The 14048-nt window shown below is 67.9% G+C and carries 16 protein-coding genes; 5 read left to right on the plus strand and 11 right to left on the minus strand.

Annotation, left to right across the window (positions count from 1 at the left end; genetic code table 11):
• The first annotated feature begins 63 nt into the window (after positions 1–63).
• Positions 64–942: a universal stress protein gene (locus tag EGD98_RS09725; protein WP_220588182.1), complete on the plus strand. Its 879-nt coding sequence runs from the start codon at positions 64–66 to the stop codon at positions 940–942.
• Here EGD98_RS09725 and EGD98_RS09730 read toward each other — a convergent pair.
• On the minus strand, positions 939–1370 hold the full coding sequence (locus EGD98_RS09730; protein WP_220588183.1) for a GIY-YIG nuclease family protein: 432 nt from the start codon (positions 1368–1370) through the stop codon (positions 939–941). The genes EGD98_RS09725 and EGD98_RS09730 overlap by 4 nt on opposite strands.
• Positions 1371–1661 carry a hypothetical protein gene (locus EGD98_RS09735; protein ID WP_220588184.1) on the minus strand — a complete coding sequence of 97 codons (291 nt, stop codon included), beginning with the start codon at positions 1659–1661 and terminating at the stop codon, positions 1371–1373.
• 134 nt (positions 1662–1795) lie between these two features.
• Between EGD98_RS09735 and EGD98_RS09740 the strand changes: the two genes are divergently transcribed.
• Positions 1796–3049: an MFS transporter gene (locus EGD98_RS09740; RefSeq protein WP_328762577.1), complete on the plus strand. Its 1254-nt coding sequence runs from the start codon at positions 1796–1798 to the stop codon at positions 3047–3049.
• 54 nt (positions 3050–3103) lie between these two features.
• Complete coding sequence (locus EGD98_RS09745) at positions 3104–3733, plus strand: rhomboid family intramembrane serine protease (protein ID WP_220588186.1); 630 nt, start codon at positions 3104–3106, stop codon at positions 3731–3733.
• A 125-nt stretch (positions 3734–3858) separates the two neighbouring features.
• Here the strand turns inward: EGD98_RS09745 and EGD98_RS09750 are convergent, their stop codons facing one another.
• A complete protein-coding gene (locus EGD98_RS09750; RefSeq protein ID WP_220588187.1) occupies positions 3859–4596 on the minus strand; it encodes a ribonuclease H-like domain-containing protein in 738 nt (245 codons plus the stop codon).
• Positions 4597–4807: 211 nt separating this feature from the next.
• Between EGD98_RS09750 and EGD98_RS09755 the strand changes: the two genes are divergently transcribed.
• Positions 4808–5185 (plus strand): universal stress protein, encoded by a 378-nt coding sequence (locus tag EGD98_RS09755; protein ID WP_220588188.1) that lies wholly within the window; start codon positions 4808–4810, stop codon positions 5183–5185.
• Here the strand turns inward: EGD98_RS09755 and EGD98_RS09760 are convergent.
• Entirely contained in the window at positions 5182–5907 is a 726-nt protein-coding gene (locus EGD98_RS09760; protein ID WP_220588189.1) for a ParA family protein, read from the minus strand. The genes EGD98_RS09755 and EGD98_RS09760 overlap by 4 nt on opposite strands.
• A gap of 142 nt (positions 5908–6049) precedes the next feature.
• Positions 6050–6466 carry an HIT family protein gene (locus EGD98_RS09765; protein ID WP_220588190.1) on the minus strand — a complete coding sequence of 139 codons (417 nt, stop codon included), beginning with the start codon at positions 6464–6466 and terminating at the stop codon, positions 6050–6052.
• 94 nt (positions 6467–6560) lie between these two features.
• On the opposite strand from EGD98_RS09765, the gene EGD98_RS09770 reads away from it, so the two are divergent.
• Positions 6561–6713, plus strand: coding sequence for a hypothetical protein (locus tag EGD98_RS09770; protein WP_220588191.1), 153 nt, complete (start codon positions 6561–6563; stop codon positions 6711–6713).
• Positions 6714–6895: 182 nt separating this feature from the next.
• On the opposite strand, the gene EGD98_RS09775 is transcribed toward EGD98_RS09770, so the two are convergent.
• The 6 genes from EGD98_RS09775 to EGD98_RS09800 all read right to left on the minus strand — a co-directional run bounded on the left by EGD98_RS09775 (position 6896) and on the right by EGD98_RS09800 (position 14040).
• On the minus strand, positions 6896–7543 hold the full coding sequence (locus EGD98_RS09775) for a hypothetical protein (protein ID WP_220588192.1): 648 nt from the start codon (positions 7541–7543) through the stop codon (positions 6896–6898).
• Between the two features lie 193 nt (positions 7544–7736).
• The gene (locus EGD98_RS09780) at positions 7737–9068 is read right to left on the minus strand and encodes a glutamate-5-semialdehyde dehydrogenase (protein WP_220588193.1); all 1332 of its coding nucleotides are present in this window, start codon (positions 9066–9068) and stop codon (positions 7737–7739) included.
• Entirely contained in the window at positions 9061–9900 is an 840-nt protein-coding gene (gene proB, locus EGD98_RS09785) for a glutamate 5-kinase (protein WP_220588194.1), read from the minus strand. The genes EGD98_RS09780 and proB overlap by 8 nt, the downstream gene beginning before the upstream one ends.
• A complete protein-coding gene (gene proC, locus EGD98_RS09790; RefSeq protein ID WP_220588195.1) occupies positions 9893–10666 on the minus strand; it encodes a pyrroline-5-carboxylate reductase in 774 nt (257 codons plus the stop codon). The genes proB and proC overlap by 8 nt, the downstream gene beginning before the upstream one ends.
• 301 nt (positions 10667–10967) lie before the next feature.
• Positions 10968–11336, minus strand: coding sequence for a DUF7344 domain-containing protein (locus tag EGD98_RS09795; RefSeq protein WP_220588196.1), 369 nt, complete (start codon positions 11334–11336; stop codon positions 10968–10970).
• A gap of 76 nt (positions 11337–11412) precedes the next feature.
• Complete coding sequence (locus EGD98_RS09800) at positions 11413–14040, minus strand: PAS domain-containing protein (RefSeq protein WP_220588197.1); 2628 nt, start codon at positions 14038–14040, stop codon at positions 11413–11415.
• Between the last annotated feature and the right edge of the window lie 8 nt (positions 14041–14048).

Here is a 14048-nt window from a genome sequence, read left to right on the forward strand (position 1 = left end):
CGTCAGCCGACGTTCAGCTGGTGGCAAGCCATTTAGACGTGTTTGTCATAGTCACACATACAGATGTACGAGGACGTTCTGCTTCCGTTCGATGGAAGTGATGGCGCAGCGGCGGCACTGCACCACGCCGCCGAGATCGCTCACTGGGCCGACGCGACAATTCATCTGCTATTCGTCGCGGATACGACACGGGAGAGCGTCACGGTCGTCGAGACGGAGGTCGTCGACGCGCTCGTCCAGGAGGGCGAGGACGTGCTCGAGGACGCGGCGGAGACGCTGCGCACGCTCGGTGCGGACTACGATACCGACGTCGTTCAGGGGAACCCAGCGCCGACGATAGTGGAGTACGCCGAGCGATACGACCACGACGTTATCGTGATGCCGACGCACGGTCGGACGGGGATATCACGATACCTCCTCGGGAGCGTCACCGAGAAGGTCGTCCGCCTGGCGTCTGTCCCAGTGCTCTCGGCCCGGATGCAGCCCGACGAGCAGCTGGTGTTCCCCTACGACAATATCCTGATACCAACAGACGGGAGTCCCAGTGCCGCGCATGCCGCCGAGTACGGGGTCTCCCTCGCAGCGGCACTCGATGCGACCGTTCACGTGGTATCCGTCGTGGAGACGCGGTCACTCGGTGTGGACGTTCGTTCGACGGTCTCCGACCGGGAACGTGAGCAGGCGGCGACCGAGGCGGTCGAAGCCGTCGCGTCCGCGGCAGCGACACAGGGAGTGACAGACACTGTCAGCCACATCGAACACGGCACACCGCTTGCAAAGATACTCGAGACCATCGATTCGGCAGACATCGACGCCGTCGTAATGGGAACGACAGGAAAGCGCGGGACCGAGCGAATCCTGCTTGGCAGCGTCACCGAAAAGACCGTCCGCGCTGCACCGATTCCCGTCATCACAGTTAGAGACGGCGAAAACGCGAACTAGTCACGCTCGCTGGCGACCACATCGTGGGCCCGCTCGACGGCCGCCACCAGCTCCTCGCGGCCGTCACAGCCGACGAGATGCGAGCGACAGCCACAGTCAGAACAGCCGAAGTCGGGAACGGCTCCGCCTACAGTGTCGGCCAACCGCCGGGCGACGGCACACTCGATGTCCACAGCAGTCGTCACGACGGTCTCGACGCTGGTCGCGTCCTCACCCAGCAGATAATCGATATGCCAGTGGCGGGCGTCATTGCCCCCGCTCGCGACGGCGCGGTGGCGCTCGACGCGGGAAAAGCCGCCCGAGCCCAGCGCGCTGCCGGTGTAGGCGTACCAGCCCGCGGGGAAGTCGATATCGCCCAGCGCACCCACCTCGATGGGGCCGTCGCTTTCGCGTTCGAGGACGAGCGTGTACGTCCCGCCGGCCGCCATCTAGCCCGTAATCGTCGGGTCGGCAGCGAACTGGTCGTACCCGTCGATACGGAACTCACGGGAGTCCGTGCAGTCCTCGTTGTCGGCGGCGAGGTCGCCCACGAGCCAATTGAAGGCCTGCTGGAAGTCGGCGTAGGGGGCGTCCTCGAAGCGGTCGAGGACGGCCTCGCTCGTGAGCTCCTCGTCGTACGCCTCGGCGAAGGCGGCGACGTTCTCCGCGGCGGTCTGTGCGAGGTCGGCGTCGGTCGCCTCGCCGAAGCCGGCGGCGAGGTCGTCGGTGAGGTCTGACATACGCGACGATACCGACTGGAGCCACCTATTCGTTCTGGAACCGGGAAACGGCCCGGACGCCTGCATCCCACGGCCGTTTCCAAATCCTTTTGCGCCGATTCGGCCTACCCGCTCGTAGGGATGGGAGAGTCATGGTGACCGAGCCCGCAAGCGGTCTGGCCCGAGCCATCGACCGCATCCGCGGCCAGCGAGCCGTCGTCTGGGCGGTCATCACGAGCACCTTCTTCATCGGCTTCGGCGGTGGCGTCGTCTACCCCATCCTGCCGAACCTGGGTGCTGTGCTGGGGATTTCCCCGTTTCTCGTCGGCCTGATTCTCTCCGCCAACCGGTTCTCGCGGCTGGTCGCGAACGCGCCGGCAGGCGGGCTGGTCGACCGCTTTGGCACGCGAACACCGTTCGTCGTCGGGATGGGAATCCAGGCGGTCGCGACCGCAGGCTACGTCGTCGCGATGGTCGCGCCCGCCCCCGAGGCGTGGTTCATGGTCGCCCGAATCGGCTGGGGCGTCGGGAGCGCGCTCGTCTTCGCGACGGCCTACACCATCGCCTCGGACGTCAGCGACGGCGGCTCGCGGGGCGCGAACATGGGCCTCATCCGCGGCGGCGTCCTCTTTGGCTTCCCGACGGGCGTGGTCATCGGGGGCGTCGTGAGCGAGGTCGCCGGCACGGTCACGGCCTTTAGCGTCGCCGCTGCCTTCGCCGTCCTCGCCAGCGCCGTGGCGTACTGGACCGTCCCGGAGACCCACGTCGAGAGCGACGCGAACCAGTCGGTCACGCCCTGGGACGTAAACACCAGCCTGCCGGCGCTGACGGTCGGCACGGTGAACTTCGCCGTCTTCTTCGTCTACATCGGGGCCTTCTTTGCCACACTCGTGCTCTTTCTCGGCCGGGCCCAGCTGCGGGTGTTCGGCTTCGACGCGCAGGGCTCGTCGGGCATCTTCATGGGCGTCACCGTCGTCGCCGCCGGCCTCTCGATGTACGCCGGCGGTGCCATCACCGACCGCCGGGGGTCGCGGGTCCCGACGCTGCTGGTCTTCCTGGTCGCCACGTCGGTCGGCTTCGCACTCCTGGCCGTCACCGAGAGCGTCCCCGTCCTTGTCGTCGCCTGCCTGCTGATCGGCGGCGGACAGGGCGGGTCGAGCGGGCCGCTGATGGCGCTGCTGGGCGACCTCGTCCCCGACGCCCAGATGGGCAGGGCCGTCGGGACGAACAACGTGCTGGGCGACCTCGGCGGGGGCTTTGGCCCCATCGTCACGCTCCCACTGGTCGACGCCGTCGGCTTCGACCCCATCTACGTCGCCTGTGCGGCCCTCCCGCTACTGGCCGGGCTGGTCCTGCTGGCCGGCGTGCGCCGGGAGACGGGGCAGTTCGTGCCGCGAGTCGACTCCTGATATGGCTCGAACCTCGGCCCGACATTCATTTACGCTGACGGCTAACAGTGGAGTATGCGCGCCCTCCGACACAGCCCGACGCTCGTGACCCTGGCGCTCATCCTGGCGGTGTTTGCCTGCCAGGAACTCGCCGGGCTCCTCGGCTGGCGGGGGCTGTTCGCGCTGTCGAACCCCCTGCTCGCGCGGCCCTGGACGGTGGTGACGAGCGTCTACGCCCACGCGAGCGTCTCGCATCTGGTCGCCAACGCCCTCGCGCTGGCGCTTGGCGGCCTGCTCGTCGAGCGGCTGACGACGAGCGCGCGCTTTCACGCCTTCTTCGTCGCCGTGGGCTCGCTCGCGGGCGTGACACAGGTGGCCCTCGTCGGCGTCGTGGGTCCGCTCGTCTCCGGTATGCCCGCGCAGGTCGCCGTCCTCGGCGCGAGCGGGGCCATCCTCGGGCTGTACGGCTATCTGCTCGGGGCGAACCGGGTCACCGAGCTGCTCGTGGCCGGCATCGAGCTCGAACCGCGGTTCCAGCTCGCGCTCGGCGTCCTGCTTGCGGGGCTGATAACCGTGTTGACGGCCAATCCCGGCGCGGCGCTCATCGCACATTTCACCGGGCTGTTGCTCGGATTCCTCGCCGGGCGAGCACACCTGCTGGCGCCGGGAGAGAACACGCAGGGACGCCAGCCGACCGTCGAGTAAAGCACCGCGGCTCCGCGGGTCACTTCGCGCTCGCGGTTACACCGCTCGCTTTGGAGGCGTTCGTTACACTCACGCCTCGCTCTCCCCGCGTCGCTTCGAGGAAACTCCCTGCGGTCGGTTCCTCGCTAGCCGACAAAGATCCGCTCGTCGAGCCGCGTCGTCACCTCGTCGGCCAGCGTCTGGAGGTTGACGGTGTCCTCGCGGTTGTAGGAGACGAGCGTCTCGAGGGAGCCGTCCTGACCGCGCTCGTGTTCCCGCCAGAGTCGCACCGCGTCTTGCCCGGAGATGTCGGGTCGGTCGCGCTCGATGCCGATGTCCTGTTCGACCTGCTTGAGGCCGCCCGAGAGGCCGATTTTCTTGCAGGTGTACATGAGGTCCAGATGCGGGCGCTGGAGGTCGACGTCGAAGTTCGCTTCGAGGAAGGGGACGTCGAAGCGCTTGCCGTTGAACGTCACGAGCAGGTCGGCGTCGGCGAAGGCCGCCCGGAGGTTGCCGGCGGTGAGGTCGTCACCCGCGACCAGCGTCTCGGTCTCGCCGGCCTGGTGCAGGGAGACCGTCGTCACCTGGTTGCGATGTTCGTCCAGTCCCGTCGTCTCGATGTCGAAGAAACACGCCTGCTCGTCGAAGGTCTCGTAGAGGCGCCACTGCTCGCTGCTGGGGAACTGCCGGTCGAAGTAGGCCACGTCAGCGGCGTCGAGATACTCACGGCCCTCGCGAATGAACTGGTCGATGCGGTCGCCCCGCTTGCCGCCGACGACGCTCGGTTCGAACTCGTCCCAGTGGGTAACACCCTGCTCCCAGATGGACTGCTCTGTCTGCTCGCCGACGCCGTCGACCCCGATGAAACTGTTCTCGACGCGCACGCTACCCGGTAGCGCGTGAGGGCTATGTAAAGCTAGCGAGGGCGACCGGAGGGAGCCCTCGAATTGCGAGCGCGCAGGGAGCCGGAGAGCAGTAGCGAGGAATCGAGCGAAGCGAGATTCCTCGAAGCGAACCGGCGACAGCGAGGCGCTCTGCGCCTCGATAGCGAGCGCAGGCGAAACCCCGAAGCCGACCCGGGACGCACTGGCGGCCATGACGGACTATCTCGTCGCCACCGCGTCGGTCCACGTGACCGCCGCGGCGGCCGACTACTTGCAGGGTCGACTCGACCCGAGCGAAGACAGCGTCGTCGTGGTCGGGGTTCGAGAACCCGGGCGTCACGAACGGGACGCCGGCGACGCGGCCAACGTCGCCCGGTCGCGGCTGGCGGCGGCGATGCCCGAGACCGAGGTTCGGGAGGGCGACCCAACGGCAGCGCTCCTGGCGGCGATCGACGACCACGACCCCGACGTGGTGCTCGTCGGCGCCAACGCCGGGACCGAGGGCGCGTCGGGTGTGGGGTCGACGGCGGCGGCGCTGCTGGAGCGAAGCGACCGGCCCGTGGTCGTGGTTCCGCTGCCCGACCTCTAGAGCCGGTCGAGCAACCTGGGTTCCTCGAAGTCCAGCCCAAGCTCCGTGTCGAACAGGCCCTCGACAGCGGCGGCGACGGCGGGCGCGAGCGCCGACTCGGGGTCGAGTGCGGTCGGCCCGACCGGGTCGCCCGCGGGGAGTTCGTGGTCGGCGTCCGCGACGGCGACGGCGTCGGGAGCGTCGGTGCGGGTGGCGAGGACGGCCTCGGCCGGGGCGTCGATGTCCCGCAGGCGGCCGCGCTGTCTTGGCAGCAGGTCGACGCCGCGCTGGGTCGCGGGCGCGACCAAGGCCCGCCGGTCGGCGGCCGTGAGCGCGGCGACGGCCTGGTTGGCCGCCACGGGCGGGACGTCCACCAGGACGTGGTCGAACCGGTCGGCGGCGTCGGCGACGACGGTCTCGAGAGTCCGGGCCGCGTCGGGCGCCTTCGCGCGGGCGATGCGCTCGAAGGGCGCGTGGGCCGGGCAGACGGCGACACGGCCTGGCACGTCGTAGTCGGCGTCGTACAGCGCCGCCTCGAAGGCACTCTCGCCGACGGCGACGGCGGTCATATCGTCCGATATCCGTCCGCTGACGTACGTCGCCAGTCCCTGCGTCCCGAAGGCGGCGTCGAGCACGGCGACCGAGCGGTCGGCCCGGGCGAGCGTCGCCGCCATCTCCACGGCCGTTCTGGTCGTCCCGGCGCCGCCGGCGACGCCGACCAGCGCGAGCGTCGATGTGGTCATACTGTACGTGAAGTTCGGCCTGAAATAAAAATTTCAGTACGCGGCGTGTGGATATCAGGTAGCTGGGAGCATAGGTGAGATACTTTATAGTATAGCTCGAAAACGCACGCTCGAGAGTCGTCGACGCCGCGCTGGTCGTCCACTAGTCGCTGATCTTCGCCGCGATGTCGTCCAGTTCGTCGTCGGAGAGGTCCGGCCGCTCGCTGACCAGCGCGTGGATGGTGCGACCGCCATCGTCTTCGAATCGGGGGACGATGTGGCCGTGGACGTGTGGGACTTCCTGGCCGGCGGCCTCGCCGTTGTTGAACGCCACCGTACTCGCGGGCGCGTCGACGGCGTCCTCGACGGCCGGCGTCAGGCGATGCAGCGCCGCCATGACCTCGCTCCCGAGGTCCTCGGGGAGGTCGTTCAGCGTCTCGTGGTGGTCTTTCGGAATGACGAGTGTGTGGCCCGGCGCGAGCGGGTTCGCGTCCAGAAAGGCCAGCACGTCGTCGTCCTCGTAGACGGTGCGGCTGGGGATGTCGCCGGCGACGATCTGACAGAAGATACAGTCGTCCATGGTCGCCGGTGTGTCCGGCGCGTGCATGAAAGTTTCTCCGGCGGGCAGGTGGCCGGCAGTACATTCAACACAGTAAGTGCCGTTAGCTGCTCACGTGCGTGATTACACAGAGTCCGTCGAACAGGCCATGTCACACGCCATCGCCGTCGCTTCGGGCCGGGAGAACGATGGGTTCGACTACGAGGACTGGCAACCACACGCGGTCGACCCGCGCACGGACCGCATGGACTGTGACGAGCGAACATAGCGGTCGGCCTGCGACTACCTGTCCGTCGCCCGCTCGACAGTCTCCCGAATCGCGGCGACGTATTGCTCGGGGCTGTACCAGAGTCGCGACAGCCACACCGCCCGGTAACCGGCCGGTGGGCAGCGGAGCCACGCGACAGCGTGGGACGAGCCAGCCCACACGCCGGCGACCGCGACACCGTGCTACTGGCAGTAGGCGGCGTCGGACTCGGAGCCCACGCTACTCCGACAGCTAAGTTGTAATTCGTACCGGTCGACCTCGCTCGCGCTGGTTTTGAGATTTACGAAGGGAACGAACGTCAGTTGTTCACCGGGCCCGATAGTGGTAGGCTTGTCCCCGAAGCTCGTCCCGGTATAGGTTTCGCTTACGTCGTTGCCATCGACGTCGTAGGGGACGATACTGTAGAAGTATCTATCCAGATCGGTTTCCTGCTCGCCGTCGTTTTCCATCGTAAGCGCCACCCCGAAGGCGTCGTCGTTGCCGAAGTAGTCGAGGTCGGGCTCGTGGTCGACGATTGTCAGCTCCTCGACGCTGCTCGACGCGGTCCCCGTCGCCGGCGACGACGACGTGTCGTCCTCGGTCGGCGTCTCGCCATCTTCGGTCGACATCGCACCATCCTCGGTCGGCGTCGAATCCTCGGTCGACATCGCACCATCCCCGGTCGATGTCTCTCCGTCCTCGGTTACCGCTGAATCCTCGTCGCCGTCGTCTGTGCCAGCGCCGTCGTCGCTGCTACACCCGGCTACCAGGGCGATAGAGGTGGTGCCGGTCGCAGCGAGTACGCCGCGCCTGGAAAGCGTCGCCTCTCGGTCGCTGTTGTTCTCGCGCATGAAACAGCCTGGTAAGCCGTGTACCTATAGTTTATCCCCTCTAAACTGCAGTTGTAGTTACCCTCTGTAGGGAGAAACAAGGTCCGTCGTCGGCCTGCTGGCGCCGGCGCTACAGGGGTCCGGGTTGTCACCGAGTCGAGAAGGTGTAGTCCTGTGTCGGGCGTCGCTCGCGGGTTCGAAGCGCCCGTTCACCCTACTCGTCGGCCAGATGGCCGGGGTTCCACTCGCCGTCGAACTCCCGGTGGGTGAAGGGCAGTGCGTCCTCGCCGGCGTAGCTGGCGACCAGCTGGCCGTCGCCCTCCAGATAGTACTTGTAGGTCGTCAGGCCTTCCAGCCCGACCGGGCCGCGGGCGTGAATCTTGCCCGTGGAGATGCCGACCTCGGCACCGAGACCGTAGCGGTAGCCGTCGGCGAAGCGGGTCGAGGCGTTGTGGAAGACACTGGCGGCGTCGATACCGGTCATGAACGTCTCGGCCGTGTCGGCGTCCTCAGTGACGATGGATTCGGTGTGCTTGGAACCGTTCTCGTTGATGTGAGAAACGGCGTCGTAGACGTCCTCGACGACCTTGATGGCGAGTTCGAGGTCGCCGTACTCGGCCCGCCAGTCGTCGTCGGTGACGGGGTCGACGTCGACGATGTCACGGGTGGCGGCGTCGCCCCGGAGCGTGACGCCTTCCTCGCGGTAGCGGGAAACGGCGTCCGGGAGGAACTCTTCGGCCACGGACTCGTTGACGAGCAGCGTCTCGACGGCGTTGCAGACGGCGGGGTACTGGACCTTCGCGTCCAGCGCGATATCCTCGGCCATCTCGAGGTCGGCCGCCTCGTCGACGTAGACGTGACAGACGCCCTCGGTGTGGCCAAGCACCGGAATCTGGGTGTTCGCTTCGATGTAGGAGACGAATTCGGAGGAGCCACGGGGCATCACGAGGTCCACGAGGTCGTCCATCGAAAGCAGCCGGTCGACCTCCTCGTGGGCCTCGATGAGGGTGGCCCACCCCTCGGGCAGGTCGGCGGTCGCTTCCAGAATCGTCTCGTACAGCACCCGGTTGGACTCGCTGGCCTCGCTGCCGCCCTTCAGGATGACGGCGTTGCCCGACTTCAGCGCGAGTGCAGCAATCTGGACCAGCGCGTCGGGTCGGGACTCGAAGATGGTGCCGACGACGCCGATAGGGACCGAGAGCTTGTACAGCTCGAGGTCCTCGTCGAGTTCGCGCGCCGCGAGTGTCTCCCCGAGCGGGTCCGCCTGCTCGGCGACGGACTCGACCATCCCGGCGATGCTCTCGAGTTTGCCCTCGTCGAGTTTGAGCCGGTCGACCAAGGCCTGCGTGTACTCGCCCTCGGCGAGCATCCGTTCGGCCTCCTCGACGTCCGTCTCGTTGGCCGCGAGGATAGCCTCGCTGTTCTCGCGGATGGCGTCGGCGATGTCGGCGAGCGCGGCGTTTCGACGTGCCTCGTCGACGTTCGCGAGGCGCAAGGCTGCGCGGTTGGCCTGTGTCACCTGATCGTGCGTGTCTGTCTCAGTCATCTAGTCCACCGTTGATAGGGACGAATATTGTGCCCACCGATTCCGCGTCGGCAACCTTCCGGAGCACGTCCGGTTCGGCCGACCCCGCGATTATCGCAGGGATGCCGTGTTCGGCCGCGTCGCGGGCGCCCCGGACCTTGGTCTGGATGCCGCCGAAGCCGCCAGTCGAGCTGGCGGTGACCATCTCCTCGACGTCGGCGTAGTTGCGGCCGACGGCCTCGAGGCGCTCGGCGTCGGGGTCCTCCTTGGGGTTGCCGGTGTAGACGCCGTCGACGTCGGTGAGTGTCACCAGCAGGTCGACTTCGACGCCGATGGCGATAGAGGCCGATATCATGTCGTTGTCGCCGATACGGAGCTCTTCCGTAGCGATAGCGTCGTTCTCGTTGATGATGGGGACGATACCCCAGGAAAGCAGCGTCTCGACGGTGTTGCGGAAGTTGGTGAACCGCTCGGGGTTGTCCAGGTCGTGTTCGGTGATGAGTATCTGGGCGACTTTCCGGTCGTAGCGCTCGAAGCTCTCGGTGTAGCGACGCATCAGGTGGCTCTGGCCGACCGTCGAGAGGGCCTGGGACTCCTCGACAGTCTCGCGGTCGCTGCCGTTGCCGACCCGGCCGATTCCGGCCCCCACGGCGCCCGAAGAGACCAGCAGGACCTCCTTGCCCCGCGAGAGGAGGTCCTCGATGTCGTCGACCAGCTTGTCCAGCTTGTCGTCGTCCAGATTCGAGTCCTCGTCCGTCAGGGAGTTCGTCCCGGCCTTGACGATGACGCGGTCGGCCTCGGCCGCGAGCTGTCGGGTGGTCGACAGCGTCTCCGTATCGACGGCCTCACTCATCGTCGAAGTCGGCCGACAGCTCCTTCGACCGGCGTTCGGCGGCGGCGACGGCGTCCGTCATGGCCTGGTCGGCGCCGCTGTCCCACAGTACCTCCATCCCTTCGATGGTGGTCCCGTTGGGCGAGCAGACGGCGTCGATGAGCTCGTCGGCCGAGCGGTCGTCCTGTAGCACGGTCTCGGCGGCGCCCTTGAACGTCTGGGCGGCCAGGGTCTGGGCTTCCTCGTGGTCGAGCCCGCCCGCGACGCCGGCCTCGGTCATGGCCTTGATGAAATAGAAGACGAAGGCCGGACCGCTACCGTTGACCGCGGTGGCGATATCCATCTGGGACTCCTCGATTTCGGCGAACTCGCCGACGTCGTCGAGCAAAACGCGGACCTCGTCGGTGAGGTCGCCAGTCGCGGCGGCGGCCATGTCCCGCGTCTCGGCGGCGAGGTTCGGCATGATGCGGACGACGCGGGCGTCGGTGCGGGCCTCGACGAACGCCGTGGGGACGCCGGCGGCAATCGTGACGAGCGTCTGGTCGGCCGAGAGGTCGAGTTCACCGAGGACGGCCTCGACGATGTCCGGTTTGACCGCGACGAAGACCACGTCGGCCTCGCCCGCCCGCGAGATGTCGTCGGTCGTCTCGTCGGCGTAGTCGGCGACCGCGGCGAGTGCGTCCGGGTCCAGGTCACACGCGACGATAGTGTGCCCCCCGGCTTTCGAGAGCCCGGTGACCAGCGCACTGCCCATGTTTCCACAACCGATGACGCTCGTGTGTACCATTAGTAGTAGTCAAATACAGGAACGACAGAAAGTAACTACGTTTTTCGTCGGCGAGGGCGAGGCGCGTAGCGCCTCGAAGCGAACCGGCGAACGTAGCGAGGCCGACCGGCGGGAGCTTCCTCGAATCGCGAGCGGGCCAGCGGCCCGCGAGCAGTGAGCCGGAGAGCAGGAGCGAGGGCGAGGCCGACCGGCGGGAGGCCTCGAAAACGATGGGGCGACCGCAGTGACCCGCAGCACAGCGGCGCGGGCGAGGCCCGGGGCGCCTCGAAGCGAACCGGTTCCGCCGGCGGCACGTCCCGCCTTATCGCCCGTTCCAGGCTTCCAGTGCCTCGACGACCGGCATCTCGAGCCACTCCTCGCCCTCCAGTGGCAGCTCACCCGCCGAGACCAGCCGGCGCTGTGGGTCGTAGCGGACGAGTCCGGCGGCCGCAAGCGCCGGGATGTCCGCGTGGTGGAGCCGGATCTTGTTGCGGTCGCGTTCGCTCGTAGTCACGGCCGTCTCCGGTTTCTCCGCTTCGGCCGCGGCCAGTTCCGTCGCGAGCCGGCCGATGGGGACGGCCTCGTCGGCGCCGCTGGCGCGTGCGAGCACGAGGCGACGGCGGTAGCTGCCGAGAATGTCGAACGCGTCGCCGAGGTCGCGGTTGGTCGTCGTAGTCTGTGATATCGTCATCAACAGAGACCAGACCGGTCACGGGTATGAATTGTCTACCGGAAGAATGCGGTATCTGAACTGTCAGGGTCGGTAGTCATGCCGACCCGGTCGCACCCTCGCCGAAGTACTGCTCGAACACCTTCCCCGAGGCGACCCGGAGGTGCTGGTGGAGCGTCGACGTGGCGATATCCAGCGCGTCGGCCAGGTCCTCGCCGGTCGTCCGTCGCCGGGGCCAGTCGAAGTAGCCCGACAGGTAGGCGGCTTCGAGGACGGTCCGTTGCCGGTCGGTCAGTTCGGTATCGGTCGCGGCGCGGACGCTGACCGCCGGGGCGGTGCGCTCGACCTCGCGCTTTGCGAGCAGGTCCACCTCGATACCGCGCTGTTCGACCCGGTCGAGGTAGGCCCGCACGTCGGTATCGAGCGTAACGTCGACGACGAACCGGCTGGCCCCGTGTTCGATAGTGCCGTCGCGTATCCGGCCACCGGCGTCGAGCAGCCCGCTGACGGGCGTCTCGTCGTCGACGCGCAGTTCGAACAGTGGGGCGTTCTCGGTGTCGACGCGTCGGAGCCCGGCCAGACCGTACACGCCGTCGGCGGCCCGCTCGATTTCGTCGAGCGGCGTCGCACCCACGTCGACGTACAGCAGGTGCCGGCCGGATTCGACGGGAACGACGCCGTCGAGGCGCCAGTGCCCCCCGACGTGCTCGTTCAGTGCCGCGAGCGGGTCGACGTCGGCCGCCACCGAGAGGTCGAGTTCGAGGAAGCCGGTCGCGTACAGCAGCCGCTTGGTCTGGATGGCCTCGATGGCCGTCCCGAGCAGCTGGCCGAGTTCGGCGAAGACGGTGCGCTCCCTGCCGGTAAAGGCGTCCGGGTGGACCGAACCGACCGTCAGGACGCCGTAGACGACGCCGTCGGACTCGATGGGGATGTTGACGATAGTGCGGAGGTCGCAGTCGTCCGCCAGGGCTCGAAGCGGGGCCGGATACGTCTCGTCGCGCTGGAGGCCATCGAGCACCGTCGGGGTGGTGTCGGTAGCGGTGCGACACAGCGCCGACTCGATGCAGGTCGCTCCGTGCCGGCGGAGTCGCCCGAGCCACTTCGCCGGGAGTCCGGCGGCGTGTTCGACCTGCATCTCCTCGGTGGCAGTGCGGCGGGTCGTCATCGCGACGGGGTAGCTGTCCGAGGCCACGAGCCCCTCACAGACGGCCCGCTCGACGGCCTCGCGGTCGGTCGCGCCGACGACGGTCCGGTGGACCCCGCGGATGAGCGCGTTGATGTCGTTGAGCCGGGCGAGCTCGTCACGCTGGGCCGCCAGCTGTTCCTCGTCGGCCTTGCGTTCGGTGATGTCCCGGAGCGCGGAGAGATGCAGCCCGGGGGCGATGTTCGCCGTGGCCACGAAATCCGTCACGCGGGTCTCGCCGTCCGGCCGGACGAGCGGGAACTCCCCCTGGAGTGTCCCCGTCTCCAGGAAGGCGTCCCAGGCGGCCGCCACGTCGTAGCCCGGTGGGGCGAAGTCGGCGACGTTCTGGCCGACCAGTTCGGCCTCCTCCAGCCCGTAGAGGTCACAGGCGGCCTGGTTGGCGTCGAGGTAGTCGCCGTCGTCGTCGGCCAGTAGCAGGGCGTCCAGGGTCCCCTCGAAGACGGCGCGGAACTGCTGTTCGCTCTCGCGGAGCTCCTGTTCGTACTGTTTGCGCTCGGTTATCTCCTCGAAGGTGACGATGACCCGCTCGATGTCGCCGGTCGTGTCGAACAGCGGCGCGGCACTGACCGAGAGCCACAGCCGGGCGCCGTCACGGCGGCGGACGGCCATCTCGGTGCCGAAGGTCGGCTCGCCGGTCCGCAGGACGACGTTGAGCGGGAACGACTCGTCGGGGAACGGCTCCCCCTCGGGACCCCAGGCTTCCCACATCGGTTCGTCGAGTATCTCGCCGACCAGTTCCCCGCGGTCGACACCGAGAATCCCCTCGGCGCGTTCGTTGAGACGCGTGAACCGACCGTCGGGCGCGTGGACGGCGATGCCCATCGGGCTCACACGGAGGAGCTGTTTGGTCAGGTCCCGCTCGCGCCGGAGGGCGGCGGCGCGCTCCCGGCGTTCGGTCACGTCACGGAAGTACACCGACAGGCCCGTGGGGGACGGGAAACACCGAATCTCCAGCCAGCGGCCGACGGTCTCGGAGTGTTGCTCCAGCGTCGCCGGTTCCTGGGTGGCCATCGTGCGCTCGAACACCCGCTGTATTTCCGAGTTCCGCGTCGCCGGAAACCGGTTCCAGATAACCTCGCCGAGCAGTTCCGCCCGGGGCGTATCGAGCAGGGCCACGGCGGCGTCGTTGGCGAACGTATACCGCCACTCGGTGTCGAAGGCGACGACGGCGTCGGTCACCCGCGAGAGGACCGTCCACAGCCCGAACTGTTCGTCGTCGACACGCTGACAGCGGTACGTCGTCACCTCCGCCCCGGGGACCGTCTCGACGGTGACGTCGACCTGGCGCGGGTCGCCCGCGTCGGGCAGCGTCAGGCGCGAACTGACGGGGTGGGTCCCGGCCGGCGGCGGGTCGGGGACGGTCGGGCCGAGCAGCGACTGGACGGTGGTGTGGTCTGCCGGTTGCCGGCCCAGAACGTCACTGGCAGCGGACGTCCAGACGATGTTGCCCGCGCCGTCCGCGAGCAGGACACACTCGGGGACGGTGTGGTCGGCGGCTGGCGTATCGGTGTCTGAGTGCATTGAGTGCT

Origin of the sequence: Haloarcula salinisoli (assembly GCF_019599405.1) — an archaeon.
GTDB classification, from domain to species: Archaea; Halobacteriota; Halobacteria; order Halobacteriales; family Haloarculaceae; genus Haloarcula; species Haloarcula salinisoli.